Genomic DNA, 24,849 nt, shown 5'->3' with positions numbered 1-24,849 from the left:
CCAAGGTATCGGTGGTTGTAACTGTACTGAAAGATAATAACGCATGAAAAGTAATATTTCTCTTCGTGATATTAGGGTGTATGCCTATCATGGTTGCCTACAAGAAGAAGCTCAAATAGGTAGTTGGTATCGCGTAGATATGACTGTTTGGGCGGATCTGACTACTTCTATAGATAGTGATTGTCTTTCAGACACCATAGATTACGTAAGGCTTAACCAAATTGTTAAGGATCAAATGGCTATACGTTCACGCCTATTGGAACATGTAGCAGGGCGTATTCTACAAGCTATAAAAGCTGAATTTCAAAGTGTTACTTCTGTTGAGATAGAAGTAGCAAAAATAAACCCACCTATAGGGGGAGATGTAGCACAAGTGAGTGTAAAAATAATTGACTAATTATTTGCGCACTTAAAAAAAAAGTCCTACATTTGCACCCTGTAAAAAGGCATCATGGCCGAGTGGCTAGGCAGAGGTCTGCAAAACCTTCTACAGCGGTTCGAATCCGCTTGATGCCTCACTAAATTTTAGAATTTAAAACCGCATTTTTATGACTAATGTATTGGACAAATTTGTACAGGATATCAGAACTAATGTACCAGGATTTATTGCTGTTTCTGTGACAGAGGTGAAATCAGGTGTGTCTTATGTAGCAGCATCTGCTGACCCTAATTTGGATCCTAACTTAGCATCTGCTTACAACTTGGAAGTGGTAAAAGCAAAAATGAGTGCTTTGCGTATTCTAGGTTTGGAAGATAAGGAGAAGATTGAAGATATTCTCATTACCTTGACTAACCAAATTCATGTGATTGATTTGGCTCCTAATGGAAATTATTTTGTATTCTTAGTTGTAGATTCTTCTAAAGCAAATTTAGGTATTACTCGTTCTCTTTTAGCACGTTACAAAAAGGATCTACAGTCTATTTTCTAGAAAAAAACTGAAAATAAGTAACTTATATAAGGCTATCCTATTTGGATGGCCTTTTTTAAGGAATAAAAACTAAAATTATCTCTATCTTTATTTTTATTAATTATTAAACGCAAAAATCAAAAAAAGAAAACGGCTTATATAAGCCGTTTTTTATTATTTATAAGTCTGCTTAAAATATTATCGTAAGGTTACTTCTGTTTTTCCAACCTCACGCAATTGATCGTCAAATACAAACACTTGGTAAGTACCTGGTTCATATTTGGTAGTGATAGAGGAGATATACTCGCATACATCCACAGGGTTACGTTCATACAAGAATTTCTTTACAGCACTGTAATTTACAGTTCTTTCTCCAACAGTGGCTGTGTCATTGTCTCCTAAGGTAATACCATTAGGGCTAAGTATTTGTACATAGAAAGTACGATTGCCCACAGGGGCAATTCTATTGACTCCCACAGTGTAGCATACTTTAATCTTATCTACCGCTCCAGAGCGCTCTTTCTCTACATATCTACCTCCTGATTTTTCTTTCATTCCTTGGGCTGTAAGGCTCTTGAGACTAAGGATAGAACCTTCATCTATCACTTTGCTTAGTTCTTTGGCCTTCTGAGAGACAGAATCTAGCTGAGTAGTACGTACATTCAGTGCCATAGCAGTGCTGTCACGCTCTTGGGTTACTTTTACATTGTACTTACGCAAGGAGTCGTTGATAGCCAATAGGCGTTTGCGTTCTTTCTTAAGTACTTCTACTTGATCGCGATACTTGAACAGTACATTGATATCTGCTTTCATATTCTTAAGCGAGTCAATGTATTGAGCAATACGAGCTTTAGCATCGGCTAATTCATCGGCATTCTGCTTAGAAATAGTTACCGCTTCGTCATAATCCTTTTGTAAATTTTCTAATTCTTTGACAACCTGATCGCGTTTTTCTAAAATGGCTTCTTCATTTTTTCTAGCTTCGTTGGATTGGTAGAAAGCATAGCCTCCTGCTCCTACAAGTCCTATGGACAACAAAGCAATGATAAGACCACCTCCTTTTTTTCTTTCAGGCATTCCGTTGTTTTGTAATTCTACTGACATAAAAAATAGGTTTTTAATTCTTTTATTAGGACAAAAGTAGGAAATTTTGTTTAAGAATGAAACATATTTAATGATTTAACTCATAATTAATATATTTCACCAGAGCCAATAAGCTCATCATCCAAGTACCAAGCAGCAAATTGCCCTGAGGTAATAGCACTTTGTGCAGTAGAAAAATCTACATATAACCCACTGTCTGTCAGGTATAAAGTGGCTTTTTGTAGAGGTTGGCGATAACGAATGCGAACTGCTACCTCCATAGTTTGGTGCAAAGAAAGTGTCAGATCGGTGCGAATCCAATGGATGTCTTCTTTTTTAACAAATAGCGTGCGTCTGAACAGACCTGGATGGGCATGTCCTTCCCCTACATAGATGATATTTTTCTCTGTATCGGTATCTATCACAAAAAGAGGTTCTACAGTACCTCCTACATGAAGTCCTTTGCGCTGTCCTATGGTGAAAAAATGGGCTCCTTCATGCTGTCCAACTACTTTTCCATCCGTGGGGGAATAGTGGTATTTTTCGGCATAGTACTTCAGCTCATCTTCATAGCACTCAAAGAGCTTACGACTTTCTTTGTCTTGATAACCTTGCCAAGTGCTGGGGATTTGGATAATATCTCCTCTTTTGGGGGAAAGTTGTTGTTGGAGAAACTCAGGTAGGCGTACCTTGCCAACAAAGCAGAGTCCTTGCGAGTCCTTCTTTTCGGCAGTAACAAGCCCTAATTCTTTGGCAATGGCGCGTACCTCACTCTTTTGTAGATCGCCGATAGGGAAGAGGGCACGGCTCAGCTGTGCTTGGGAGAGCTGGCATAGGAAGTAGGATTGGTCTTTGTTTTGATCCTTTCCTGCCAATAGGCGATAGATCGTCTGACCATTGACCTCAATTTCTTCCTTACGGCAATAGTGCCCTGTAGCTACATAGTCAGCACCTAAATTGAGGGCATATTCCATAAAGGTGTCAAACTTGATTTCACGGTTGCAGAGTACATCGGGGTTGGGGGTACGACCACGTTCGTATTCTCGGAACATATAATCCACAATACGTTGTTTGTAGGGTACACTCATATCTACCGTTTGGAAAGGGATTCCTAATTTTTCGGCTACCATAAGGGCATCATTACTGTCCTCAAGCCATGGGCATTCGTCGGAGATGGTAACCGAATCGTCATGCCAGTTCTTCATGAAGAGACCAATGACCTCATATCCTTGCTTTTGGAGTAGGTAGGCGGACACACTGCTATCTACCCCTCCACTAAGTCCTACTACTACACGTTTCATAATTGTTTCCTTTCTTTTTAAGATTTTTCTATACAAATGGCGCCCCATGAATATCCGACACCAAAGCCGACAAATTGTATCTTTTCGCTTGCTTTCTGAGGATATTTGCGTAGATGTTCGGAGAAAGCAATGGGAATGGTGGAAGAGATCGTATTGCCATAATAACGCATCTCAATTACAAATTTCTCCTCAGGGATTTCCATTTCCTCACGTACCTTATTCAGTATATGAGTATTGGCCTGATGAAAGACAAATAAATCAATGTCTTTTATATCTAAATTGTTTGTCTTTAGATTGTTATAGACTACCTCTGGGGTGCGTTTTACGATAAAATTGAAGATTTTCCCTCCTTTCATATCCACGAAATTGTCCAAATCGTCGGGGTTTTCGTTGCGAGGGGAGCGGGTACCCCCATTGCGAATGATAAGATTCTCAGCACCAGCACCATCGGTGCCTAAGGTGGGTTTCCCAATGCAATACGCTCCTTCGGTGGAGACAAGGGTAGCGGTAGCCGCATCTCCGAAGATACTTAGGTTACCCTTATCCTTGGGGTGTATATACTTGGTATAGGTATCTGCCGTTACTAAAATCACATTCTTAAAATTACCAGAGGCAATGAGACTACTAGCTAGAGAAAGTCCATAGATATAGCCTGAACAACCTTGGTTAATGTCCAAAGCCGCACAAGAAGTAGGCAGACCTGCTTTCTCTTGTACAATACAAGCTGTAGTAGGGAGAATGTGATCGGGAGTTTGGGTGCAAAGTAGAAGAAAATCAATGGCATTTTTATCCAAATGATGTTCCTCAATAAGGTTTAGTACGGCCTTGGCAGCCATATCGGAGGCGCATTCGTCTTCTTGGGCGATGTAACGCTGCTCAATACCTATTTTCTGAAGAATTTTTTCGCTATTCCATTCAGGAAATTGCGCTGAAATGGCATCGTTGGTAAGAATATTCTTAGGAAAGTAGGTAGAAATAGCCTTGATATAACTTTTCATCATTCACAAATATAGGGTTTATTGGCAATGCTTTTTCTAAGAATAAAAAAAAAGTCATTCACTAAAGAATGACATCGTGGGAAGAGCAGGATTCGAACCTGCGAAGGTAAAACCAGCAGATTTACAGTCTGCCCTCGTTGGCCGCTTGAGTATCTTCCCGTTTTCGGCCGCAAAAGTACGTACTTTTTTTTTGCTGTGCAAGTTTTTATACGTCTTTTTCCAAAAACTTTTTTATCTTCTCTACCTCTACCCCTATATCTCCTGCACCAGCTAGCACTAAAACACGAGCAGGGTGGGCTTGCAAGTAGTTGATAATCTCGGGTTTGGATAAGAGCATCTTGTTGGGATTCTCTATTTTATCCAAAAGCCATTGGGAGGTTACTCCCTCTATGGGGAGTTCTCGGGCTGGATAGATATCCAACAGCAGCACACGGTCAAACTGTGAAAGGCTCTTAGCAAAACCGTCAGCAAAGTCACGGGTGCGGGTGAAAAGGTGTGGTTGGAAGAGAATGGTTATCTCCTCATCAGGATACATGGTTCTTACCCCATTATAGAGTGCATTCAGCTCGGTAGGGTGGTGGGCATAGTCGTCTATAAAGACTTGCTCAGGGGTGTTGATGATATAACTAAAGCGCCTTTTTACTCCCTTGAAGCTCGCTAAGGCACGAGTCAAATCAGCTAAGGGATAGCCAGCCTGATGAGCTACTGCTACCGCAGCCAAGGCGTTGAGTAGGTGGTGTTCACCAGGACGGAAGAGGGTGCAGTCCTTGACCTCTTCACGGTGACCTGTCTTAGGATCGGTATAGCTTAACGTAAAGTGATAGCCTCCGTTTTGTACTTTTACCTGAGAAATCTCATAATCGCTACCATCGGCTATGCCATAGGTAAGTCCAGCAAAGGGTAGTCCCTTGCGTACAATGAGCTTGCCCCCAGGTTTGAGGCGATGGGTAAAGTCCTCAAATCCCTTTTGGAATTCTTCCGCTGTTCCATAGATATCTAGGTGGTCAGCATCTACTGCTGTGATACAAGCAATGGAAGGGCTTAGGCGCAAGAAAGAGCGGTCAAACTCATCGGCTTCTACTACCGTAAGTTCAGTCCCCTTACAGATGAAGTTGCTTTGGAAATTCTCACAGATACCTCCTAAGAAAGCACTGACAGGTGCTTTGCACTCTACCAAGATATGAGCTAAGATACTGCTGGTAGTTGTCTTGCCATGGGTACCTGCTACGGCTAAGCAAAAACTGTCCTCGGTGATAAGCCCTAATACTTCCGAACGCTTGCAGACCTTGTAGCCATGTGTTTGGAAATATACAAGTTGCTTATGTTCCTTTGGGATGGCAGGGGTATAGACTACTAATGTATTTTCAGGGGTGTAGTTTTTGGGGATAAAATCCAAGTCCTCCGAAAAGGTAATAGCCATATTCTTTTGGGAGAGCATCTCCGTAATATCGGAAGGGGTACGGTCATAACCACGCACCTCTTTTCCTTTGAAGTGATAGTATAAAGCCAAAGCGGACATGCCAATCCCTCCTATGCCTATAAAATAAATATGTTCCATGGTTCGTGAGTTAATGAGCTAATTTGCCAATGAGTCAACAAGTTAATTTGCTGATGAGTAATTGGCAAATTGTCTAATTAATAAACGCAAAGGTAAGGATAATTTTTAAATACTCAGCGGGCTAGAGGAACAAATTTTGAGTTATTTTGTCTCAGGTAGGTATTGCCAATAGCGCTTGGGCATATTCCTGAGTTGGTAATGGGTGTTTTTGCGTTCAGAGATATTGATATGCTGGAAGTAGGTTTTCCAAAGCTGCTCATAGTCATCGGAAGATTGACTGGTTTTGCCAAAATTCTTGTCGGCAGGGGTAAAAGAAATCACTTCTTTGAGGTCGTAGTAGAATCCATAAGCACGATCGGGGTCAAAGAGTATCCACTCTTGGTCTGAAAAACGTGCTTTGAAGTGGAGAATCACCAAAGGCAATACATCATACTGAGGTACTATTTTGGCAAAGTAGAGCGTACCCACTTGCTCAAAGCGAACAAATTCCTTTACTCTATGTACCTCACGCCCTACACTCTTAGCAGCCTTTCGAATATGGGCAATAGCCTTATGACCATAGTTTTCTAAGATATTTGCTTCGGGGTATTGGATCATCAGGCGAATGGCCTCCAAGAGATGGTTTTCTATTGCGATTTCTTCCGAAAGGAATGCCTGAAGTACAATGGTTACCCCCTCTGTGCCCCATATAGTTTTGATCCTCTTCAGTACGCGCTGGGCTTTGGTAGGATCAGTATATACACGCTGCTCTTCGTCCCATAGGGTAGGGGTGTGACGATATTCAGGAGTAATAATCACCTGTGAGTAACGTCTTTCAAAGGTTATAAAAACAGCTGTAAGGAATCCTTCAAAGGAACTATCGTAGAGTAAATGTATCAATTTGTCAATTAGTTAATGTGCCAATTTGCCAATAGGCTAATTGGGAAAGGGTATAATGGGGTCATAGCTGTTTTTCTGTTTGCTCTGGCTGTTAGCAATGATAAGGCGACGCAGTCTTAGGCTATCCATACTCCCTGCCAAGGGTTCTGCACCACTACAAGTGATAAAGTACTTAGCACGACTGAGACTTACTCCCATTTGTTTGAGGGAATAGTAGGTGAGTTTTTGGAAAGTCCGTGCGGATAAGATCTTCTGTACGGATCTCACTCCTACCCCAGGGATACGTAGGAGTAATTCTCGCGGTGCGGTGTTTATATCGATGGGGAAGAGGTGCTGATTACGCAACGCCCAAGCGAGCTTAGGGTCTATCTCCAAATCCAAAAAAGGTTGCGTAGGGTCAAGAATCTCATTGGGGTCAAAACCATAATAGCGCATCAGCCAATCGGCTTGGTAGAGGCGATTCTCTCGTACAATAGGTACTTGGCTATAGATAGAGGGGAGGCGACTGTCCTGAAGAACAGGTACATAACCGGAGTAATACACCCGCTTGAGTTGAAATTTCTCATACATATAGCTCGCCACATGGATAATCTTTTGGTCTGTCTCGGCTGTAGCCCCAATAATCATCTGGGTGGTCTGTCCAGCAGGGGCAAACTTGGGGGTGTGTTTGAATTTTTTTTGCTCCAAAGAGGTGATAGCTAGCTCTTTCTTCACCTGTTGCATAGGAGCAATCATCTGCTTGTGGTCTTTTTCAGGGGCTAAGAGCTTCAAACCCTCCTTGGTAGGAATCTCTAAATTAATAGAAAGGCGATCGGCATAGAGTCCTGCCTCGTGGATAAGTAATTCACTCGCCCCAGGAATGGTCTTCAGGTGTATATAGCCGTTGAAGTGTTCCTCTTCTCTCAGTTTTTTGGCCACTCTTACTAAGCGTTCCATGGTGGTATCGGCATCCTTGAATACACCAGAGCTTAGGAAAAGGCCTTCTATATAGTTTCTTCGGTAGAAGTTGATAGTCAGATCCACCACTTCCTGTACAGAGAAAGCCGCACGAGCAATATCGTTCGAGCGGCGAGAGACACAATACACACAGTCATATATACAGTGATTGGTCAGAAGGATTTTGAGCAGGGAGATACACCGCCCATCTTCCGTAAAGGAATGGCAGATTCCCAAGGGAGCAGCATTGCCCAATTCGCCTTTTTTGCCACGACGTGTACTCCCACTACTCGAGCAGGATACATCATACTTAGCAGCATCGGCTAAAATGGCGAGTTTTTCTTTGATACGTTCAAAATCCATGGATAGTGGTCAGTGGTCAGAAGTCAGCAGTCAGTTGTTAGTGGTCAGCAGTCAATTTCTGATGACTGACCACTGACTTCTGATTACTGTTTACAGTTATTACAAGGGCAAAGTCTTTGTATAAGTTCAGGGAAACGAACAAATCCAGTCACCCAGATAAGGGTTTCAATGCCTGTCTGTAAGACAAAGGATTCTTTGATAACCAAATGAGTAGCCATAGCTCCGGCCATATAACAAGCCATAAGCAAAAAGCCTACCACAGCAGTACGAGGAATCCAAAAAAGTAAGGCAAAAAGCAATTGCAAACCTCCTAAGATATACAATATGTTCTTTCCTCCTACCAATTCGGCCGTTTGTATATTTTGTTCACCTCCAGTGAACTTCATAGCTCCAGTAGCTACAAAAATAAGAGTTACTAATCCAGAAAGGATATAACCAGCAATTTTTCTTTTCTTACAGTTCATAATATAATGATTTAAATTCTGGTGCAAAGATAGGTGTTTTTTTTAAAAGGAAAATTAACATGAGGTAATTTTAGAGAGCTGAAAGAATTACAATCTGAAAATATCTTCAGTTTGTAAGCTCAGCTCAGGGAAGATTGCTGAGTGAATGATAGTACCTTCTACAATAGGTGGGAGTGTGCGATATTTGTTGTTTTCTAAAACAAATTGGGTAATCTCTTTGTAGTCTGGGCGTACAACCCAATACTCTCTTACCCCTGCTTCCTCATAGAGTTCATATTTGTTAAGCATTTCTTTTTTAGAATTACCAGGGGAGAGAATTTCTATGATAAGGTCAGGGGCGCCTTGGCAGCGTTTCCCGTCAGCTAATTTCTCAGGGTCACATACTACACAGAGGTCTGGTTGTACAACGGTATCTTCCTTACCATTCTTGTTTTTAAGAACGACATCAAAGGGGGAGGCAAAGGCCTTGCAAGGTTTGTTGTGAAAATACATAAAGAATAACCCCGATAGATTAAAGGATATGCCTTGATGAGAAATAGCGGGTGCAGGACTCATCTTAAAGATTTTACCTTTGAGAATCTCTACTCGGTCTTTGATATTCCACATCAGATAATCGGCATAGGTATATATGCCATTGACAAGGTCTAACTGGTCAATATTCGTGATTACAGTGCTCATGGGTTCAGTTGTTAGTTGTTATTAGTCAGAAGTCAGTCATCAGAAACTGACCTCTGACAACTGAATTGCAAAAATACAATATTTGAAGAGGAAAGTCAATAGGGCAGTGCAGAAGAATAAGTTAAATTCGAAATAACTTAAAACTCAAAACTAATTCGTTGTCAGTCCGCCATCTACTGCTAGTATGGTACCTGTAATCCAAGAGGCATTGTCGCTGGCAAGGAATACAGCCGCTTAGGCGATATCCTGAGGGGTTCCGATATGCTGCAAAGGGTAGATTTCTTTGACCATTGTTTCAAAAGCTGCTTGTTTCTCTCTGGTGAGTGCTTGCAGATTACGATTGAATTGAGGAGTAGAGATGCTTCCAGGAGCAATGGCATTGACACGTACTCCTAAGTGACCTACCTCAAAAGCTAAAGCTTTGGTAAAGGAGTTCAGAGCTCCTTTGGTAGCGGAATATACAGTGGTGGCTCTATTGGGCAGCATACGATGGGCAAAGTAAGAGGATATGTTGATCACATTTCCTTTGCTTTCTACAAGAGCAGGTAGTAGCTTTTGGGTAAGGAAATAAGGTGCTTTTACATTGAGGTTGAAGTGCATATCATATAACGAACTCTCGACCTGATCGAAAGGTACGAATTTACCCAATCCTGCATTGTTTATCAAGACATCTAATGAGGGAAATACGCCCAAAATAGCTTGGCTTATCTCCGAGATATTCTCAGTAGCCGACAAATCAGCAGCAAGGGTGTGAACAAGTACAGAGAATTCACTAAGAAGCTCCTCTTTGGCTTTTTGAAGTTTGTTAGGGTCTTTCCCTATGAGTAAAAGGTTTGCCCCATTTTGCGCAAAGGCTTTAGCTATTCCTAAACCAATACCATCACTTCCGCCAGTAATTACCGCATTTTTGTTTTCTAATACTTTCATATTGTTGATTATTTTCGTTAATTGTAGATTATTTACAAATTGCAAAGTTACAATAAAAAATTGTATATTTGCAACCTATTTTGTAAATAATTTACAACCGATGGAAAAGACGGAGCAGAAAGAATCTAAGGAGCTACTATTAGACTTTGATTTTCTTAAGAAGTTAGTGGTAGGAATAGGAGAGGTATCCCAAATAACAGGGATTCCTACCCGACAGATACGCTATTGGGAAGAGAAAGGGATTCTCAAGAGCCTCACAGAAGAGGAAGGGAAGAATCGTCGCTATGACTATCTGAATATCAAAAAAATACTCCTCATAAAGGAACTTCTTGATGAGGGGTATACCTTGGACGCTTCCGTAGAAAAAGTAAAGAAGCGTATGGCAATGATAGAGGAAATGCTTAGCAAAATGGGACAGTTAGTCGTCGGTGATAGCTCGTCAGTTCCTAGTCATAACGATTGATCTCTATGGGGTCATTTGTAATAAGTTGCTGATTTCCTCCGCATGGGTGCGACAATAGTACATTACAAAGGAAATAAAAGGGACAAAGAGCGTAATACTATATAGCAAGCCACATGCAAATGCCTTGTAATCACCTATACGATAGAGCATATACCCTGCCCAAATGAGGTTCAGTGTCATAGTGATATGTGATAGCTGTGCAAAGATATTAGCGCCACTCCATGTAAAGGTGAACAGTCCCATAGTGCCGAAGTAATACATTGGCAGAAAAGCAAGAGCCAACCAAGTAACATTTCTGCTATATAGAAAAATCACAAAGCCTACTAAATATACCAAACTGCTATGAGAACAAGCGTTATAAGATAGCCATTGTACAAAATTTACTTTTAGGCTAAAGAAGAAGTAACCACTCCCCGAAACTGTAAGTAGTAATAAGGCAATGGCTAAGAGAATACCAATAGTTTTTTCTGTTTTTGTCATGATAAAAGGTGTTAGGTTCTAGGTGACAGCTGTTATCTAAAGGAGCATTGACTAACGAATAGGGATATATATTTCTGTTTTTAGTTTTTCTTCAGGGGTACGGCGAGAGTCATTAAGGTATTTCTCAAATAGAGGTTCGTCCCTCAGTTCATATTCACTTTCTACCACCCATCGCATAGCAGCATCATCTACAGCAGCCAAATGGCTGTAACTTCCTTGATAGAAAAAGACGGCATATTTGCCTCCCGCCAAGCTCTTGCAACTTACTTCGCCTTCAGGACGGGCGGGTTTGTGAATAGATAGACAAATTTCTGAACGTTGCAGGGAGGTTTCAGTGATTTTTGGATCGTCATAGAATACACCTATAGACTCAATACCTTTGGTAAATAGCTTTTGTGATTTCACAACAGCCCACAATTGCTCATAGGCTTTGCCGTAGTTCAAGGTGCCATATTCGCCAGTGAGAGCTACATAGATAAGGTTTTTAGGTTCTAAATCCATTATTTTAGGAGCTTTGAGTGCCAAATTGGGGTTGATAATTTCTTTCTTCATAATGTAAATATCTTTGTTGGTTCTGTATTCAGAGGGAGTGATGCCATATTGGTTTTTGAAGGCTTTGGATAGGGAAGCAGGCGTTTCATACCCTATATTGAAGGCAATTTCTTCTATGGGAAGAGGGGTATAACGCAATAGACGTGCAGTAGCTTCCAGCCTTAAGCGAGTGATATGTGCCCCGATAGTCTCTCCCTTGAGCGCTTTGAAGACACGATGAAAGTGAAATTCGGATAAGGCAGCCACTTCGGCGAGGGTCTTTAGGTCCAAGGATGCATCTAAGTGGTCGTTGATATAAGCAACCACCTTATTGATACGTTGGGTGTAGTCGTTGTAAGTAATAGTTCGCATGTAAGTTAGGTTTGAGTGGTTGACCACTGATTTACGAGGCAAAGATACAGTGATTTTTAGTAAAATACTTTTCCTATCTTGCTAAAAATGTATGAATCACAGGAGTAACTAATTACTAAATTTGTATCTTTGCCCTTGTAAAAATAAAGATGATGAACAAACAAGAAGCAATTCAGATAAGAATGCTAAACCAGCAACTGCTTTCTCCCCTATACGAAAGACCAGAAGATATAGTAGCTTGGCAGGGGGCTATGCAAGCGCAGGACTATAACTATTTTCGTTGGGCGATAGGGATACGGCAGCGGACACCACAGTTAGTTGGGCTCCAAGAGGCATTTGCTAAGGCTGAACTCTTACGCCTTCATCTCTTGCGATGTACTGTACAAGTAGTGAGCCAAACAGATATAGGTTGGTTGCTTCCCTTGTGTAAAGAGCGGAATTTGCGAACCTTACAATCGTGGTATAAGAGTATCAATGTCTCATTTTCAGAAAGTCATTTTCAGGAGATAACTCAAGCCTTACAGGAACTCTTAGCAGGCGGTAAGTCATTACCTAAAAAAGCTATTGCAGAACAACTCACCTCCTTAGGACTCTTACCTGACGATAGGCTACTGACTTCCTTATTAGTTCGGAGTGAGATAGAGGGCCTCCTGTGTTCAGGGGTGATGCAAGGTAGGGAAGCCACTTGGGCATTGCTGTCGGAAAGAGTGTCTACAATATGCTCGCTTACTCCTGATGAAGCACTGAAGCAGCTAGCCCTAAAGTATTTTAGGAGTCATTCGCCTGCTTCTTTAGAGGACTTCGCTTGGTGGTCGGGATTGTCCAAAACACAATGCAGGAAAGCTTTGACCTTAATAGCCAATGAAATAGAGGAGATAAAAGTAGAAGAAGAGACAATGTACCTATATCATAGTACTCTTGACTGTCCCGATTATGCAAGAATGGTACTTTTGCTTCCACCCTATGATGAGTATCTGATAGGTTACAAAAGCCGCTGGGTAGCGCTTGAAAAGAAACATACAGCTAAGGCACATAACAACTTTGGTATTTTCAAACCTGTAATTCTGCACGAAGGCAGAGTGGTAGGCAATTGGAAAGCAAGTATTGATAAGCAAGGGGCAAACCTTATCACAGAACTTTTTGCAGAGAAAAGCAAAGTCAAGCAGCGAAGCCTACAAGAGGCGGTAAATCAGTTTGTGGAGTTTTGCAAAGTAACAACAGCTAATGGATCATAGATTCAAAATAACAAGGAGGCAAACTGAATAAACATCAATTTGCCTCTTGGAGGGTATGGGTTTATAACGAGCCTGTTGTTCAGATAGAATAACAGATAACAAGTTTTTACTTTTACGTTTTTATTTTTTACTTGGATCAATGTCCATTCTATACATTTTGTGGCAGGCAACGCAATTGCCTAACAGTTCAGTAACTTGTGCAGCGGTATGTTTAGGGTCAAAGTTCTTTTCGGCACTCTCGGCGATTTGGTCAAACTTGCCATGGGTGTCGAAGCCTATAGTCTTGAATTCCGCAGGAACAGAGGCAAGTAGGCCTGCGGGGGCATGTCCTGCTACCGAACCACCCGAAGCACGGGCTACTTTGGCAATAAGAGCAGGATCGTTCTGGGCTATGCCGACATTGATCTGATGAAGTGCTTCTACAAAGGTGCGCATCTCGTGCATAACGAAGTCCTTATTGGACCGGCTTACAATGATACTCACACGGGTATCATTGGGTAGGACTTGAGTGTTGCCTACAAACATCTTTCTGATAAGAACTACATTCACCCCTACAGAAATAACTAAAAGGGAAATAAAGAGAATTTTTTTTATCATGATTATAATTTGTTAACTTGTCAATGAATGGTTAGCTCATTAGCTCATTGTCTTATCAAAAATCGTGCCTTTATTTAGAATAAAGATATATAAAAACAAATTTTTTTTTTCTAATTGCTTAATTGATAAGTAAATAGTCTGTATCAGCCTTTAATGACTAACTGCAGAAATTATTTGTTTGGCTTTTTTAATTTTTATATTTTTGTGTGGTGATATAGTGTGCTTTATGTGAGAATAAAAATAGTTTAGAATAAATAACAGATGAAGAAGAAATGGCAGTGTTTTTATAGGGATACAAAGGAAGAAATGTTACAGGTAGTGGGTAATACTAATCTGCCTTATCTTTTGTTGCTACAAAAACACACCTCACAATTGCAGGATTGGATACTAAGAAGTCATATAAATCATTATCAAGCAAGTTTTCAGAGTTATTCTTTACAGAAGTTTGTCCTGATGGAGATGCCCTTATATCACTTAAATTTTGATTGGTGTTCTATAAGCGAAGAAGTCTATGGCTCTTTGAGGGAGGAACCTTCTTCTTTTGAGATATTTGCTTCCACAATTTATTATCTATTTGACTTCCTGCTCTCTTATAATAGCTTTATAGAATGTCCCCAGTATCCTAATAACCAGTTGTATTATACAAAATTAGCAGAGGAAGTGATTTATGAATGTAAATTTCCTCCTTTGCTATATGATTTGGATTTTAATAGTATTTATACCACAGCCGAAATAGCGTATTGTCCTGCAAAAATATTGAAAGAAAAAGGACTTTATCGGGAATAGGAAAAAAGATGGTCTTACAAATAAAAACCGATTATATAATATCTCCAACAAAAGGGGATTATGCTTTGATCGATCATATAGAAGCTATTCCCTCAGTAGCTTATTGTTATAGGGCACGACTCATAGAAAATTCGTTGAGTGAGGCGCTGATTACCTTATGCAAAGAATATCAAGAATGTATTGATGCTTTTAGTATCCTATTGGCCGATGAGATAGAACGAGAAATAAGCGAATATCAGTTGTGCCTAAAATACAATAATAGTAAGTTGTTTGATTTGAAGATATATGACCATTATGTAACTTTCTTTACAAAATACCGAACTGCAGACGGCTTATTAGATGATTACAGATGGTAGTGAGACTGAGACAGAACGGCAATCTAGTAAAAAGTATCTTGAATAAAGAAGAATTAATGAGTTTTATAGGAGAGAATATAGAAAGTGTTGTCCCCCTAACAGACATAGTATAAGCAAGAAAGCTTATTACCCCAATAACATTTGCATGATGGAAACTATCCTTGATAAAATTAGAAGTATATTAGAAGATAAGATGCAAAAAGCTGGTTTGTATTTTGATGATACCTATAAGGCTTATATGGGTATTCTGAAAAATGATATATCTCTTTCTTATGGTTATTTTTTTGATGTAAGAAGAAAGACTGGACAAGATTATTATTTGTTGGATATTTCTCTCTCAATACTCCAAAAGGAAATAGCCCATATAAGCAATCAGGTACAACAAAATTCCATAGAAAAGCGAAATATCCCTGACCAATTGAAAAAGAAATTGCTTAAAAACATTAAAAAGAAAGCTCCCATAATAGGGGGTATTTATAATTGGAGGGATATAGCTCCCTTTTTTCAAACAGCAAAAGTACAAAATTGTTACCTCTACGATAGTTCGGAAATAGACTTATATAGGGATGAACTTATCACGCTTTTCGAGAAGGGGCAGATATGGACACAAAAAGCCTGTGATTGGGATTTTTTAGTTCACTGGAATGTAGAAAATAAAAATGCACTACAAGCCTTGTGTATTTTAAAATACTTAAATAGAAAAGAGGATTTTGACTACATAAAGGAACTATCCATTTCTAAATATAAAGCAATGAAGTTACCTATTGATGAGTTAGAAGAGATTGAATGGTAGGATTACTCTTTATTGATAGCAAGTATATATAACCATTATATAACTTTCTTTGCAAAATACCGAACTGCTGACGGCTTGTTATATGATTATAGATGGTAGTAAGACTAAGAAAGAATTTATCTATCAGCTGATGAATTTATAGATTCAAAAAACGCCTTTAACCGATGTTTGCCTAATAGCCAGTTGCTCCTGCTAATAATATCTTTTCTGTTTTCATTGGGTTAATCTTCTGCTAAGTCTAAAAAGTCTTCAAAATATTCCTCAAAAGAATTAAACATAGGCGTAGGTTTGTCGATTTCAAAGTCCCCCTTATCATTGCAATAAACCTCTGCTTCGAAGACCTTCGCATCTTTCAGGTGTATCTTATTAGAAACTTTATATAAAGTTAGAAATTCGTCCACCTCGTAATGTAGTACGATAAAATCCTCTGAAAGATGTAAGTCCTCTCTTAGTTGTTTAGTTAGTTCCACAATAGGATAGGATATGCTGTCTTTTTCTTTGTAAATACCATTGATATAGACATCGCCATAATTACAAGAACCACATTCTGATAGAAAATCCATATATGCCTCAGGGAGCAAGATGCCCAATTCCTCTTCTATATGCTTAATTTCTTCAGCATTAGCCCCTATAGAATACTCAAATTCTCCACTCTGTTTTAATCGTTTTAGATAATTCATAAGGTATTTTCTTTAATAATATCACTATTCAAACACTATTTTTCCAACGATTCTCGCTCCTTCATAGACCTCCATTTCCTTGAGTTCGTCTAATATATACTCAGGAGCATGGTCGAAAAGAAACCTTACGTGACACAAAGCACTGTATTGACCCTCTTTCATAGGCTTATCAAAGGTAATGATGATACTCCAATTGGGCTGAGCCAACTGAGCGATATGAGTGGTAGGACGATACTCTAAAACGGTGGTTGGTGGTTGTTCTCGCCCGCCTTCTTCTTTAGTAAGGAAATGGATAATACCAACTCTTTGTTTTTGCATAACTGGAAGAAAATTCTATAATACAAAAGTAGTTATTTTTCTCCTAATAAACAAATATTTCGCTCTTTATTACTATAATCAATAACCATAAGGGAGATAGACTCTCTATTCTCTATTTCTCTTAAAAAAATATACAAGACGGTCACATTTTGTCCAGCAACAACTATATCTTTGTCTCCAGAAAAAGAATCACAAGGGCGTATCCCGAAAAGCCTGTAATAGAGTAGGGGGAAATAAAAATATTGTAATATGGATAATCGTGAAAGAAGAGTGGAATTTTTCAGAATATTCCAACAGCAAGAAAAAGATAATGATAAAAAACCTAAGGTGGTATTTGAAACAAAAAGTTTTTCTATAGATAGAGAAGAAACGCCTGAAGGGGAAAAGTTCTATTACAGGGATACTATCTATGACTCCTTTGAGGAAGCATTTGAAAGAATAGCTCGGCTAAAAGGTTGGTATAGGGAGACCTGTTATAAAGTAGCACCACAATACAGCGCATACATCCTTAAGAAATTTTCAGCGGTGCTAAATCAGATGGGAGTATCTCCAAGTGAATTTACTCATATAACAAGACCTTCTTGGGAGTATTATCTCTTAGGGAAGGATATAGATAAGCAGCTAATATATGATGAGCATGCACCTTGTAGGCAGCTGATAAAGATTATTCCGCTGAAAATTACGGAAACCAAAGTGTATGATTATGATGAGTCTATGAATCAATATATTATAGAGAACGGCTTTAAGTACTTACTGATAAAGACAGATAAGACTATAACCTATAAGGAAGAACATGATACTTGGGAGTATATAGGAATCGCAGCGGTAAGTGGCAATACTATTATCATAAAAAATAGAATGGGACAGATTGTAAGAACTTTTCCCTCAGACAAATACCTCCTTGAGGCAGAACCTTATGATACCTATCCTGAAAGATGGTATGTTGTTGAATAACTGAATGTTGAACATTTAAAGAATAGATAAATATGAATTTGTTAGATCATGAATCTCAATTACCTGAAAAGCTAAGGGAAACAATCCTATCTTCATATAGGAAAGTACTACCTTATCTTGGATATAATAGTTGTCTCAATATAAGGGAGTTTGAAGAAGTTATTGAGGCTATTGCAATTGATATACCACAAGTAACAAAAAAAGAAATAGTTGATGTCATCATAGCCTATAAGGAAGAATATTATGAATATAATGAAGGTGATAAGGAGCGAATCGCCAATGAAGCTAAGGGGCAATATAGGTATGAGATAGATAGTACTGTTTTTGAAGGAATAGATTTTGTTATGTCTGCTTATATAGAAGATAGCAATCTGATCTATATCGGAATAAAACAAACAGCAGATGCCAATGGGAAGGAGGTTTTTATGATAGCGTATAAGCAGGAGGGAAATGACAAGAGATTATCTCAAACAATGCAAAGAATAGCAAGAAAAACATATGCTTCTTTTGAAGAAGTTTTTGTAAGAATAAGTACTATAGAGAATTGGGTATACAATATAGGTCTTTGTTTTCTAGAGCGTTGTTATATACCTTGTGTTTGTCAGGAAATAGTAGAGGCTCTTAATAATGGTCAAGTCCTTCCAAAATATTTTTTGAAAAACAGAAAGAACTTAGAGGATTTGTTAGGCGTAAAATTCCTATATACGTATCTCCCCTTGGAGGGTGTAGAAGAAATTCAGATAACAGCCCTTGTAGATACTACTGTATATGAATATGGCGATTATTATGATAGAGAGGGATTCTACCAGTATAATGATTTTCATAAAAAGCCCTATCAGAAGCATGTAGTCCAAACAAGAGCAAAAAAAGTATGGCCAAAGGAAATAGAAACAAATTTCTCTATAAAGGGAAAGTTAGAGGTCAGTGGCAATACTGTCATTATCAGAAATATATATGATGATATTGTCCGTATTTTTCCTATGGATAAATTTTATATCAAAGCCGAACCTATTTTTGATGCTAAGATGAATTGGAGTATCTATAATTGGCAGCAAGAAGCCGCAATAATAAAAGATGTAGATACGGACGAAATAGAAGAAAAATATCGGGAATACGAAATATCGAAAAGAGGTATTTTAGAATCCTATTGCTCTTATTTAGAAGATTGTAATTTGTTGAATAAGAGACAACCACGAGAGGATAGAAATAATGCTATTGAGAATATATATGAAAGCTTAGTATGTCAAGGAGTACTCCAATGGGATAAAGAAGAAATAAAGAGAATAGTTGAAGGAGATGAAACGATGGATGAAGACAATGATGAGGATATATGAAGATAGTGTTCCATAGAGTACAAGTTTCCTAAGTCTGAGAGAGCTTTTCCCCTTACTCACTAAGGGAGAAAAGCTCTTTCGCATTCTTACTGGTTGTCTCCGCTACTTCCTTGACGCTAATTTTCTTAAAGTGAGCGATACTTTGCGCTACATAGGGGAGGTAAGCGGGTTCATTGCGCCGTTTATCTCGAGGGTTTAGCACATGTGCAGGCATATTCTTGGGAAGCATAAAGGGCGCATCGGTCTCTATAAGTATATGTTCTAAGGGTACATAACGGACTACCTCTTCCAAGAAAGCAAATCGGCGGGTGTCACTAATGGCACCTGTAAAACCAATATAGTAACCTGCCTCAAGGTAGGTTTTTACCTCACTCAAACTGCCTGTAAAGCAATGTACTACACCCTTGGGGAGATGGGTGTAATCCTTGAGAATCCCTACAAATTGGTCAAAGGCAGCGCGCTCGTGTAGGAATAGTGGCTTTTGCACTTCTTGAGCAAGGGCAAGTTGGGCACGAAAACACTGCTCTTGTACGGGGCGTGGCGAGAAATCGCGATCAAAATCTAATCCACATTCTCCTACAGCAACCACTTGTTTTTCCTTCAGTAGTGTGCTGAGCTGGGGAATGGTCTGTTCGTTCATCGTCTTAGCATTATGGGGGTGTACTCCTGCGGTGCTATAGAGTAGGGTAGGGTAGCCCTTGGCAAGCGCAAAGGATTCTTTGCTACTGCGAAGAGAGGTGCCGGTGAGTATCATTTGGGTTACGCCCGCCTCCTCAGCACGGTAGAGGAGTTCTTCTTGGTCGTGGACAAATTGTCGGTTGGTTAGGTTTAGGCCTATATCTATCATTAGTTCTTAGTTTTGAATTTTAAATTTTGAGTTATTAGTTATTCACTTTTCATTCTTCACTATTCGCTATTCACTTGTCACTCCTTCTGCGATCAGGTAGCCGCCACTCCAAGCGTTTTGGAAGTTATAGCCACCTGTAACGGCATCTATATCCAAGGCTTCTCCTCCTATATAGAGCGTAGGGAATAGCTTAGAACGGAAGTTCTTGAAATCTATCTCCTTGAGGGAAACGCCTCCGGCGGTAACAAACTCTTCCTTGAAGGGGGCTTTGTCATGAATAAGGAAAGTACTAGCGGTTAAGGTTTGAGCTAAGGTGTGTAACTGTCCTTTGTTCAGCTCCGCCCATAGCTGGTGAGGGAGTACCCCTGAACGATCTAAGAGCTTGTTCCATAGCTTTTTAGTTAGGGAAAAAGGACAATGATTCTGCATTTCCTTGCGGGGATGCTTTTGCTTTTCTTCTTGCAAAATAGAGAGGGTCTCCTCAGCGTTAAGGATCTCTTCCCCTTCGGCTAACCAGTTGATTTGTAGGGCAAACTTGTACTCCAATTCAGCCAAGATTCTCGCGGCAAAGGCGGAGAGCTTAAGCACGGCAGGACCACTAAAACCCCAGTGGGTGATAAGTAGTGCTCCTACAAGTCCTTGTTTGTCTATAAGGGGTATTTTTAGTGGAGCCAAATGGCTATCCAATAGTTTGGCACTTACTTGCTTACTTACTCCAGCTAGTCCCTCTATAAAAAAATCCTTTGTGGCAAAGGTAAAGAGAGAGGGGACGGGCGGTACAATGGTATGTCCTAACTCGGCCAATAGCTTCCATATCTTAGGATTACTTCCTGTGGTGACTACCAAGTGTCGGCCATAGAAAGTATCATTTCCGACCACCTTCCATACCTCCTGCTCATAGGAAAAAGCATGGATGTTTTGCTGGTATAGAATCTCAATGCCATACTTCTTGGCCAAGGAAAGGAAACAGTCTATAATCGTTTGGGAGCTGTTGGACTGGGGGAACATACGGCCATCAGCTTCTTGCTTTATGGCTACTCCATGCCAAGAGAACCAGCGGACGGTATCTTGGGGAGAAAAGCGGGAAAATACGCCCAATAGCTCACGGTTACCACGAGGGTAGTTCTTGACAAATTCGCGTGGGTTTGTCTCTCCATTGGTAAGGTTACAGCGTCCTCCGCCAGAGATACGTACTTTGCTAAGGGCTTCTTTGCTTTTTTCAAGGATTCGTATGCGTATATGAGGGGCTTTTTCAGCTATATTGATAGCGGTGAAAAGTCCACAAGCACCAGCTCCTATAATAATTACATCAGCTATATCTTTCATAAATGCTAAAAAATCTGTGGGGAACACTCCCCACAGATTTTACAATATTAGTAAATAATATGACAATGAAGTAAATTATTTTTTATGTTCTTCTACTTCTTTTGTTTCTTCTTTTTTTCGTTCACCTTTGGAAGTATCATATACCAATGGAGTAGCTACGAAGATAGAAGAATAAGTACCAACAACTACCCCGATAATCATGGCAAACATGAAGCCTCTGAGGGTTTCCCCACCAAAGATGAATATCGCCAAGAGGGTAAGCAAGGTAGTAAGGGAGGTGTTCAGCGTACGGCTTAGAGTAGTGCTGATCGCATGGTTGAGTGTTTGAGCACTCCAGCCACTCTTACCTATTTCTTCACGGATACGGTCAAAGATAATCACCGTATCGTTCAAGGAATAACCAATTACGGTAAGGATTGCCGCGATAAACTGTTGGTCTATCTCAAGGCTAAATGGCATCACAGAATAGAGCAAAGAGAATGCCCCCAAAGTGATAATCACGTCATGGGTAAGGGCGGCTACAGCTCCCATAGAGAATTGCCATTTGCGGAAACGTGCTAGGATATATCCGAAGATAATGATAAGCGAACCGATAATTGCCCATACAGCACTGCTCTTAATATCTTCAGCAATACTTGGCCCTGTCTTGTCGGACTTCATTACCCCAAGTCCTTCACCACTCATGAACTCTTCATAGGAGATCTGCTCACCCATGACAGGTTGTAGATCTTTGTAGAGGATTTCTTGGATTTCATTATCGGTTTGGGTACTTTCGTCATTGTATTTGTACTTGGTAGAGATACGTACTTGGTTAGCAGCTCCAAAGGTTTTCACCTCTACAGAACCTAAAGATTTCTTCAGAAGGCTAGCCACTTTCTGAGTTTCTACTGGGTTCTTAAAACGTACTTGGTAAGAACGACCTCCTACAAAGTCAATACCTTGGTCAAAACCACGGGTAAACATAGATCCTAAGCTAATGAGAATAAGTATTCCAGAGATAGCATACCATACTTTTCTCTTAGAAAGGAAATCTACATTCACATTGGCCAAAAGATTCTTAGTGATGGAAGTACTGAAAGAAAGGTCTTTACCTTTGGCTACATATCGATCGATAAGTAAGCGAGTGATAAATACAGCGGTAAAGATAGTGGTTATAATACCAATCATCAAGGTAGTGGCAAAACCTTTGATAGGTCCGCTACCGAAGATAAAGAGCACTGCCCCTGTAAGGAAAGTGGTGATATTGGCATCAAGTACGGAGGTAATTGCATGGCTAAATCCATCCTGAATGGCTTGAGTGAGTGCTTTACCATTCCTTAACTCCTCTCGGATACGCTCGAAGATAATGACATTCGCATCTATGGACATACCTATGGTAAGTACGATACCCGCAATACCAGGGAGGGTAAGTACGGAATTGATACTCACTAGGATACCGAACATAAGTAGGATATTGAAGAGTAAGGCGATATCAGCAAAAACCCCTGCACGACCATAGTAGAAGAGCATCCAGAAGAAGATGATTAGCCCTGCAATAGCAAAAGAGATAAATCCGCTGGTGATCGCTTCTTGTCCTAAAGAAGGCCCTACCACTACTGATTGTACGATATCGGCAGAGGCAGGCAATTTACCAGCACGGAGTACGTTGGCTAAGTCCTGTGCTTCCAATACGGTAAAGTTACCTGTAATCTGGGTACTACCTCCTGCAATAGGGCCAGAGGTAACACTAGGAGCAGAATATACGATATTATCCAGTACGATAGCGATATTTCCTTTTTCAGTAAATACTTTTCCTGTAAGGTTTTCCCATATTTTAGCGCCTTCACTATTCATATTCATGGATACACAAGGCTGGTTGTGGTTGTCATAAGTTTGTACTGCATCTGTAACTACCCCTCCGTTAAGTGGTGGTTCATTGGTGCGGTTTCCACGTAATGCATATAGTTCTACAAGGTCAGATTTACGCAAAAGGCCTTGCAAACGATCCTTAAAGGTTTTAGCCTCAGCGGCATGAACTTGCTCATATTCGTAAGGCATGAATAGGCGGTAGAGCTGTTGGAGGTTGTCCAACTTGTGTGGCTTACCAAATACGAACTTAGCGTTCTTAAGCTCGGCAGGCATTAACCTCTTAGCTTCATCACCACGAAGGTAAGAAAGTAATTTGGTAGTATCAGCTGCTAAGAAATAGCCTATGGAAGGAGAGTTTTCTCCTTGAGTTAGCTGGAAGAGGTCATATAGGGGATTCTTTTGAGCAGGAGCCAAAGTATCTTTTTTCTCTTCAGTAGTTTTGCTTAAGAGTTCATCTACCTGATTACGAGCCAAGCTGTCTGTAGCTGCAGTCGCAAGGGTATCTGTAGCGGTAGTAGTAGCCTCAGCAGGAGTAGTTTCCTCCGCTTTAGCAGGAGCTTCCTTAGCTTGTAGGGCAGCGTTGAGCTGACCAAAGAACATAGTAAAGTCTGAAGCCTTGAAGGTTTCCCAGAACTCCAATTGGGCAGTACTTTGCAAAAGGTTTTTCACACGTGAAATATCCTTAGCACCAGGAAGTTCCACGGAGATACGACCTGAGTTACCCAATTTCTTAATATCAGGATTAGTAACCCCAAACTTATCAATACGCTTGCGCAATACTTCGAAGGCAGAGGAGATGGATTCATCTACTTTTCTTCTGATGATAGGTTGCACCTGAGAGTTACTCATTTGTGGAGTAATCTGAGAGCTAAGGGTTTTGTTACCGAAGATGTCAGCTGAAGCCAATTTAGCCCCAGTAGCTTCGAAAGCCTCAAAGAAAAGGTCTATATAGCTTTGGTCGGTTTCACGAAGACGCTTGTCGGCCTGTGCTAAAGCTTTTTCAAAGTCAGCATTCTTGGAATTATCTGCAAGCCCACGAAGAATATCATGTACAGATATTTGTAGGGTTACGTTAATACCTCCCTTAAGGTCAAGCCCTTGTTTGAGCTCTCTCTCTTTTACTTCCTTGAAGGTGTAACTGGCTATCCCTAAGTGATACACAGTCTCGTTGGCGATAGAATCCAAATAATGGCTTACTATCTTTTCACGCTTATGTGAATAATCTTCTACGGAAGTAGGTACTTTTAGGGCTGCAAATTCTTCTGCTTTTTTCTCTTGACGATTTGCTACAAAGGTAAAGGAGAGCTGATAAATGCTCACTAAACCAAAGAGTAAGGCAAATAATTTTACTAATCCTTTGTTTTGCATTTTACAATGATTTATACTATTTCAAAAAACGTGCAAATATATGAAAATTATGTAAATAAATACCTCTTTTGAGAGGAAAAATTTTTTAACAACATTTTATTAGGTGAAAAGTAATTAGGTAAGTGTGAATGGAGCGGCAAAAATAGGTATGAATAGGGCAATAACTAACCTACATTGATGCGAGTTTGCGGCTTGTGTCAGATATAGGTATGCAGCTTTTAATGCTAACCAAAAAGCCTGTGTAATCTAATTAGGAAAAAATGCAATAAATTGTTTTTTAGAAAGTTGTAGAATTGTATTCTAAGAAAGAACAGACTTTAGGTTGTTGCTAAAAGGAGTTATAAAAACAAAAAGATAAAAAATAAAAGTTTGTCTTTTACTTTTTACCTTTTACTGTTTTAGTGGTGGGTCCTACTGGATTCGAACCAGTGACCCTCTGCTTGTAAGGCAGATGCTCTGAACCAGC

At 39.9% G+C, this 24,849-nt stretch carries 25 protein-coding genes, 2 tRNA genes and 1 pseudogene; 10 read left to right on the top strand and 18 right to left on the bottom strand.

Going from position 1 to position 24,849, the window contains the following annotated elements:
• The first annotated feature begins 43 nt into the window (after positions 1-43).
• From folB to Q0625_RS12430, 3 genes are all read left to right on the top strand, one after another.
• Positions 44-397: a dihydroneopterin aldolase gene (gene folB, locus Q0625_RS12440; RefSeq protein WP_298827870.1), complete on the top strand. Its 354-nt coding sequence runs from the start codon at positions 44-46 to the stop codon at positions 395-397.
• 48 nt (positions 398-445) lie between these two features.
• Positions 446-516: transfer RNA gene (locus Q0625_RS12435), tRNA-Cys, on the top strand.
• A gap of 32 nt (positions 517-548) precedes the next feature.
• Positions 549-929: a hypothetical protein gene (locus Q0625_RS12430; RefSeq protein WP_298827867.1), complete on the top strand. Its 381-nt coding sequence runs from the start codon at positions 549-551 to the stop codon at positions 927-929.
• Positions 930-1,106: 177 nt separating this feature from the next.
• Here Q0625_RS12430 and Q0625_RS12425 read toward each other — a convergent pair whose 3' ends face one another.
• The 10 genes and pseudogenes from Q0625_RS12425 to Q0625_RS12380 form a co-directional block, all read right to left on the bottom strand.
• Positions 1,107-2,012 (bottom strand): hypothetical protein, encoded by a 906-nt coding sequence (locus Q0625_RS12425; protein WP_298827864.1) that lies wholly within the window; start codon positions 2,010-2,012, stop codon positions 1,107-1,109.
• Between the two features lie 86 nt (positions 2,013-2,098).
• Complete coding sequence (gene mnmA, locus Q0625_RS12420; RefSeq protein WP_298827863.1) at positions 2,099-3,292, bottom strand: tRNA 2-thiouridine(34) synthase MnmA; 1,194 nt, start codon at positions 3,290-3,292, stop codon at positions 2,099-2,101.
• 17 nt (positions 3,293-3,309) lie between these two features.
• The gene (locus Q0625_RS12415; RefSeq protein ID WP_298827861.1) at positions 3,310-4,293 is read right to left on the bottom strand and encodes a ketoacyl-ACP synthase III; all 984 of its coding nucleotides are present in this window, start codon (positions 4,291-4,293) and stop codon (positions 3,310-3,312) included.
• Positions 4,294-4,367: 74 nt separating this feature from the next.
• Positions 4,368-4,449 (bottom strand) — tRNA-Tyr (locus tag Q0625_RS12410).
• Positions 4,450-4,495: 46 nt separating this feature from the next.
• Positions 4,496-5,848, bottom strand: a complete 1,353-nt coding sequence (murC, locus tag Q0625_RS12405; RefSeq protein WP_298827858.1) for a UDP-N-acetylmuramate--L-alanine ligase — start codon at positions 5,846-5,848, stop codon at positions 4,496-4,498.
• Between the two features lie 141 nt (positions 5,849-5,989).
• Positions 5,990-6,727, bottom strand: coding sequence for a TIGR03915 family putative DNA repair protein (locus Q0625_RS12400; RefSeq protein ID WP_298827855.1), 738 nt, complete (start codon positions 6,725-6,727; stop codon positions 5,990-5,992).
• A 36-nt stretch (positions 6,728-6,763) separates the two neighbouring features.
• Positions 6,764-8,026, bottom strand: coding sequence for a putative DNA modification/repair radical SAM protein (locus Q0625_RS12395; protein ID WP_298827852.1), 1,263 nt, complete (start codon positions 8,024-8,026; stop codon positions 6,764-6,766).
• Between the two features lie 83 nt (positions 8,027-8,109).
• A complete protein-coding gene (locus Q0625_RS12390; RefSeq protein ID WP_298827850.1) occupies positions 8,110-8,490 on the bottom strand; it encodes a DoxX family protein in 381 nt (126 codons plus the stop codon).
• An 87-nt stretch (positions 8,491-8,577) separates the two neighbouring features.
• Entirely contained in the window at positions 8,578-9,168 is a 591-nt protein-coding gene (locus Q0625_RS12385) for a Uma2 family endonuclease (protein WP_298827848.1), read from the bottom strand.
• Between the two features lie 150 nt (positions 9,169-9,318).
• A pseudogene (locus Q0625_RS12380) lies at positions 9,319-10,095 on the bottom strand (SDR family oxidoreductase).
• Between the two features lie 100 nt (positions 10,096-10,195).
• Here Q0625_RS12380 and Q0625_RS12375 point away from each other — a divergent pair.
• Positions 10,196-10,558 (top strand): MerR family transcriptional regulator, encoded by a 363-nt coding sequence (locus tag Q0625_RS12375; protein WP_298827845.1) that lies wholly within the window; start codon positions 10,196-10,198, stop codon positions 10,556-10,558.
• A gap of 3 nt (positions 10,559-10,561) precedes the next feature.
• Here Q0625_RS12375 and Q0625_RS12370 read toward each other — a convergent pair whose 3' ends face one another.
• Both Q0625_RS12370 and Q0625_RS12365 read right to left on the bottom strand, forming a co-directional pair.
• Positions 10,562-11,038, bottom strand: coding sequence for a hypothetical protein (locus Q0625_RS12370; protein WP_298827843.1), 477 nt, complete (start codon positions 11,036-11,038; stop codon positions 10,562-10,564).
• Positions 11,039-11,089: 51 nt separating this feature from the next.
• Positions 11,090-11,941 carry an AraC family transcriptional regulator gene (locus Q0625_RS12365; RefSeq protein ID WP_298827840.1) on the bottom strand — a complete coding sequence of 284 codons (852 nt, stop codon included), beginning with the start codon at positions 11,939-11,941 and terminating at the stop codon, positions 11,090-11,092.
• A gap of 149 nt (positions 11,942-12,090) precedes the next feature.
• Here Q0625_RS12365 and Q0625_RS12360 point away from each other — a divergent pair, with 149 nt between their 5' ends.
• Entirely contained in the window at positions 12,091-13,176 is a 1,086-nt protein-coding gene (locus Q0625_RS12360) for a winged helix DNA-binding domain-containing protein (protein WP_298827838.1), read from the top strand.
• 120 nt (positions 13,177-13,296) lie between these two features.
• Here Q0625_RS12360 and Q0625_RS12355 read toward each other — a convergent pair whose 3' ends face one another.
• Complete coding sequence (locus Q0625_RS12355) at positions 13,297-13,773, bottom strand: hypothetical protein (protein ID WP_298827837.1); 477 nt, start codon at positions 13,771-13,773, stop codon at positions 13,297-13,299.
• Between the two features lie 261 nt (positions 13,774-14,034).
• On the opposite strand from Q0625_RS12355, the gene Q0625_RS12350 reads away from it, so the two are divergent.
• The 3 genes from Q0625_RS12350 (at position 14,035) to Q0625_RS12340 (ending at position 15,708) form a co-directional block, all read left to right on the top strand.
• The gene (locus Q0625_RS12350) at positions 14,035-14,559 is read left to right on the top strand and encodes a hypothetical protein (protein ID WP_298827835.1); all 525 of its coding nucleotides are present in this window, start codon (positions 14,035-14,037) and stop codon (positions 14,557-14,559) included.
• An 8-nt stretch (positions 14,560-14,567) separates the two neighbouring features.
• A complete protein-coding gene (locus Q0625_RS12345; protein WP_298827832.1) occupies positions 14,568-14,915 on the top strand; it encodes a hypothetical protein in 348 nt (115 codons plus the stop codon).
• A 145-nt stretch (positions 14,916-15,060) separates the two neighbouring features.
• Entirely contained in the window at positions 15,061-15,708 is a 648-nt protein-coding gene (locus Q0625_RS12340; protein ID WP_298827829.1) for a hypothetical protein, read from the top strand.
• Between the two features lie 221 nt (positions 15,709-15,929).
• Here the strand turns inward: Q0625_RS12340 and Q0625_RS12335 are convergent, their stop codons facing one another.
• Both Q0625_RS12335 and Q0625_RS12330 read right to left on the bottom strand, forming a co-directional pair.
• On the bottom strand, positions 15,930-16,388 hold the full coding sequence (locus Q0625_RS12335) for an SMI1/KNR4 family protein (protein WP_298827827.1): 459 nt from the start codon (positions 16,386-16,388) through the stop codon (positions 15,930-15,932).
• 24 nt (positions 16,389-16,412) lie between these two features.
• Positions 16,413-16,706: a hypothetical protein gene (locus Q0625_RS12330; protein ID WP_298827825.1), complete on the bottom strand. Its 294-nt coding sequence runs from the start codon at positions 16,704-16,706 to the stop codon at positions 16,413-16,415.
• Between the two features lie 249 nt (positions 16,707-16,955).
• On the opposite strand from Q0625_RS12330, the gene Q0625_RS12325 reads away from it, so the two are divergent.
• Positions 16,956-17,660, top strand: a complete 705-nt coding sequence (locus Q0625_RS12325) for a hypothetical protein (RefSeq protein ID WP_298827823.1) — start codon at positions 16,956-16,958, stop codon at positions 17,658-17,660.
• A 32-nt stretch (positions 17,661-17,692) separates the two neighbouring features.
• Complete coding sequence (locus Q0625_RS12320; RefSeq protein ID WP_298827819.1) at positions 17,693-18,994, top strand: hypothetical protein; 1,302 nt, start codon at positions 17,693-17,695, stop codon at positions 18,992-18,994.
• Positions 18,995-19,046: 52 nt separating this feature from the next.
• Here Q0625_RS12320 and Q0625_RS12315 read toward each other — a convergent pair whose 3' ends face one another.
• The 3 genes from Q0625_RS12315 to secD form a co-directional block, all read right to left on the bottom strand.
• Positions 19,047-19,841, bottom strand: coding sequence for a TatD family hydrolase (locus Q0625_RS12315; RefSeq protein WP_298827816.1), 795 nt, complete (start codon positions 19,839-19,841; stop codon positions 19,047-19,049).
• Positions 19,842-19,907: 66 nt separating this feature from the next.
• Positions 19,908-21,167, bottom strand: a complete 1,260-nt coding sequence (locus Q0625_RS12310) for an NAD(P)/FAD-dependent oxidoreductase (protein WP_298827813.1) — start codon at positions 21,165-21,167, stop codon at positions 19,908-19,910.
• Positions 21,168-21,242: 75 nt separating this feature from the next.
• Complete coding sequence (gene secD / locus Q0625_RS12305) at positions 21,243-24,383, bottom strand: protein translocase subunit SecD (protein ID WP_298827810.1); 3,141 nt, start codon at positions 24,381-24,383, stop codon at positions 21,243-21,245.
• Positions 24,384-24,849 lie beyond the last annotated feature (466 nt).

It is taken from the genome of uncultured Capnocytophaga sp., from assembly GCF_938029845.1.
Taxonomy (GTDB): domain Bacteria; phylum Bacteroidota; class Bacteroidia; order Flavobacteriales; family Flavobacteriaceae; genus Capnocytophaga.
The sequence above is the reverse complement of the archived record's forward strand: the minus strand, read 5'-3'. Positions and strand labels throughout refer to the sequence as shown.

Coding starts and splice junctions, on each gene's coding strand:
- folB (WP_298827870.1), top strand. CDS start 44: ATGAAAAGTAATATTTCTCTTCGTGATATTAGGGTGTATGCCTATCAT.
- Q0625_RS12430 (WP_298827867.1), top strand. CDS start 549: ATGACTAATGTATTGGACAAATTTGTACAGGATATCAGAACTAATGTA.
- Q0625_RS12425 (WP_298827864.1), bottom strand. CDS start 2,012: ATGTCAGTAGAATTACAAAACAACGGAATGCCTGAAAGAAAAAAAGGA.
- mnmA (WP_298827863.1), bottom strand. CDS start 3,292: ATGAAACGTGTAGTAGTAGGACTTAGTGGAGGGGTAGATAGCAGTGTG.
- Q0625_RS12415 (WP_298827861.1), bottom strand. CDS start 4,293: ATGATGAAAAGTTATATCAAGGCTATTTCTACCTACTTTCCTAAGAAT.
- murC (WP_298827858.1), bottom strand. CDS start 5,848: ATGGAACATATTTATTTTATAGGCATAGGAGGGATTGGCATGTCCGCT.
- Q0625_RS12395 (WP_298827852.1), bottom strand. CDS start 8,026: ATGGATTTTGAACGTATCAAAGAAAAACTCGCCATTTTAGCCGATGCT.
- Q0625_RS12390 (WP_298827850.1), bottom strand. CDS start 8,490: ATGAACTGTAAGAAAAGAAAAATTGCTGGTTATATCCTTTCTGGATTA.
- Q0625_RS12385 (WP_298827848.1), bottom strand. CDS start 9,168: ATGAGCACTGTAATCACGAATATTGACCAGTTAGACCTTGTCAATGGC.
- Q0625_RS12375 (WP_298827845.1), top strand. CDS start 10,196: ATGGAAAAGACGGAGCAGAAAGAATCTAAGGAGCTACTATTAGACTTT.
- Q0625_RS12370 (WP_298827843.1), bottom strand. CDS start 11,038: ATGACAAAAACAGAAAAAACTATTGGTATTCTCTTAGCCATTGCCTTA.
- Q0625_RS12365 (WP_298827840.1), bottom strand. CDS start 11,941: ATGCGAACTATTACTTACAACGACTACACCCAACGTATCAATAAGGTG.
- Q0625_RS12360 (WP_298827838.1), top strand. CDS start 12,091: ATGATGAACAAACAAGAAGCAATTCAGATAAGAATGCTAAACCAGCAA.
- Q0625_RS12355 (WP_298827837.1), bottom strand. CDS start 13,773: ATGATAAAAAAAATTCTCTTTATTTCCCTTTTAGTTATTTCTGTAGGG.
- Q0625_RS12350 (WP_298827835.1), top strand. CDS start 14,035: ATGAAGAAGAAATGGCAGTGTTTTTATAGGGATACAAAGGAAGAAATG.
- Q0625_RS12345 (WP_298827832.1), top strand. CDS start 14,568: ATGGTCTTACAAATAAAAACCGATTATATAATATCTCCAACAAAAGGG.
- Q0625_RS12340 (WP_298827829.1), top strand. CDS start 15,061: ATGATGGAAACTATCCTTGATAAAATTAGAAGTATATTAGAAGATAAG.
- Q0625_RS12335 (WP_298827827.1), bottom strand. CDS start 16,388: ATGAATTATCTAAAACGATTAAAACAGAGTGGAGAATTTGAGTATTCT.
- Q0625_RS12330 (WP_298827825.1), bottom strand. CDS start 16,706: ATGCAAAAACAAAGAGTTGGTATTATCCATTTCCTTACTAAAGAAGAA.
- Q0625_RS12325 (WP_298827823.1), top strand. CDS start 16,956: ATGGATAATCGTGAAAGAAGAGTGGAATTTTTCAGAATATTCCAACAG.
- Q0625_RS12320 (WP_298827819.1), top strand. CDS start 17,693: ATGAATTTGTTAGATCATGAATCTCAATTACCTGAAAAGCTAAGGGAA.
- Q0625_RS12315 (WP_298827816.1), bottom strand. CDS start 19,841: ATGATAGATATAGGCCTAAACCTAACCAACCGACAATTTGTCCACGAC.
- Q0625_RS12310 (WP_298827813.1), bottom strand. CDS start 21,167: ATGAAAGATATAGCTGATGTAATTATTATAGGAGCTGGTGCTTGTGGA.
- secD (WP_298827810.1), bottom strand. CDS start 24,383: ATGCAAAACAAAGGATTAGTAAAATTATTTGCCTTACTCTTTGGTTTA.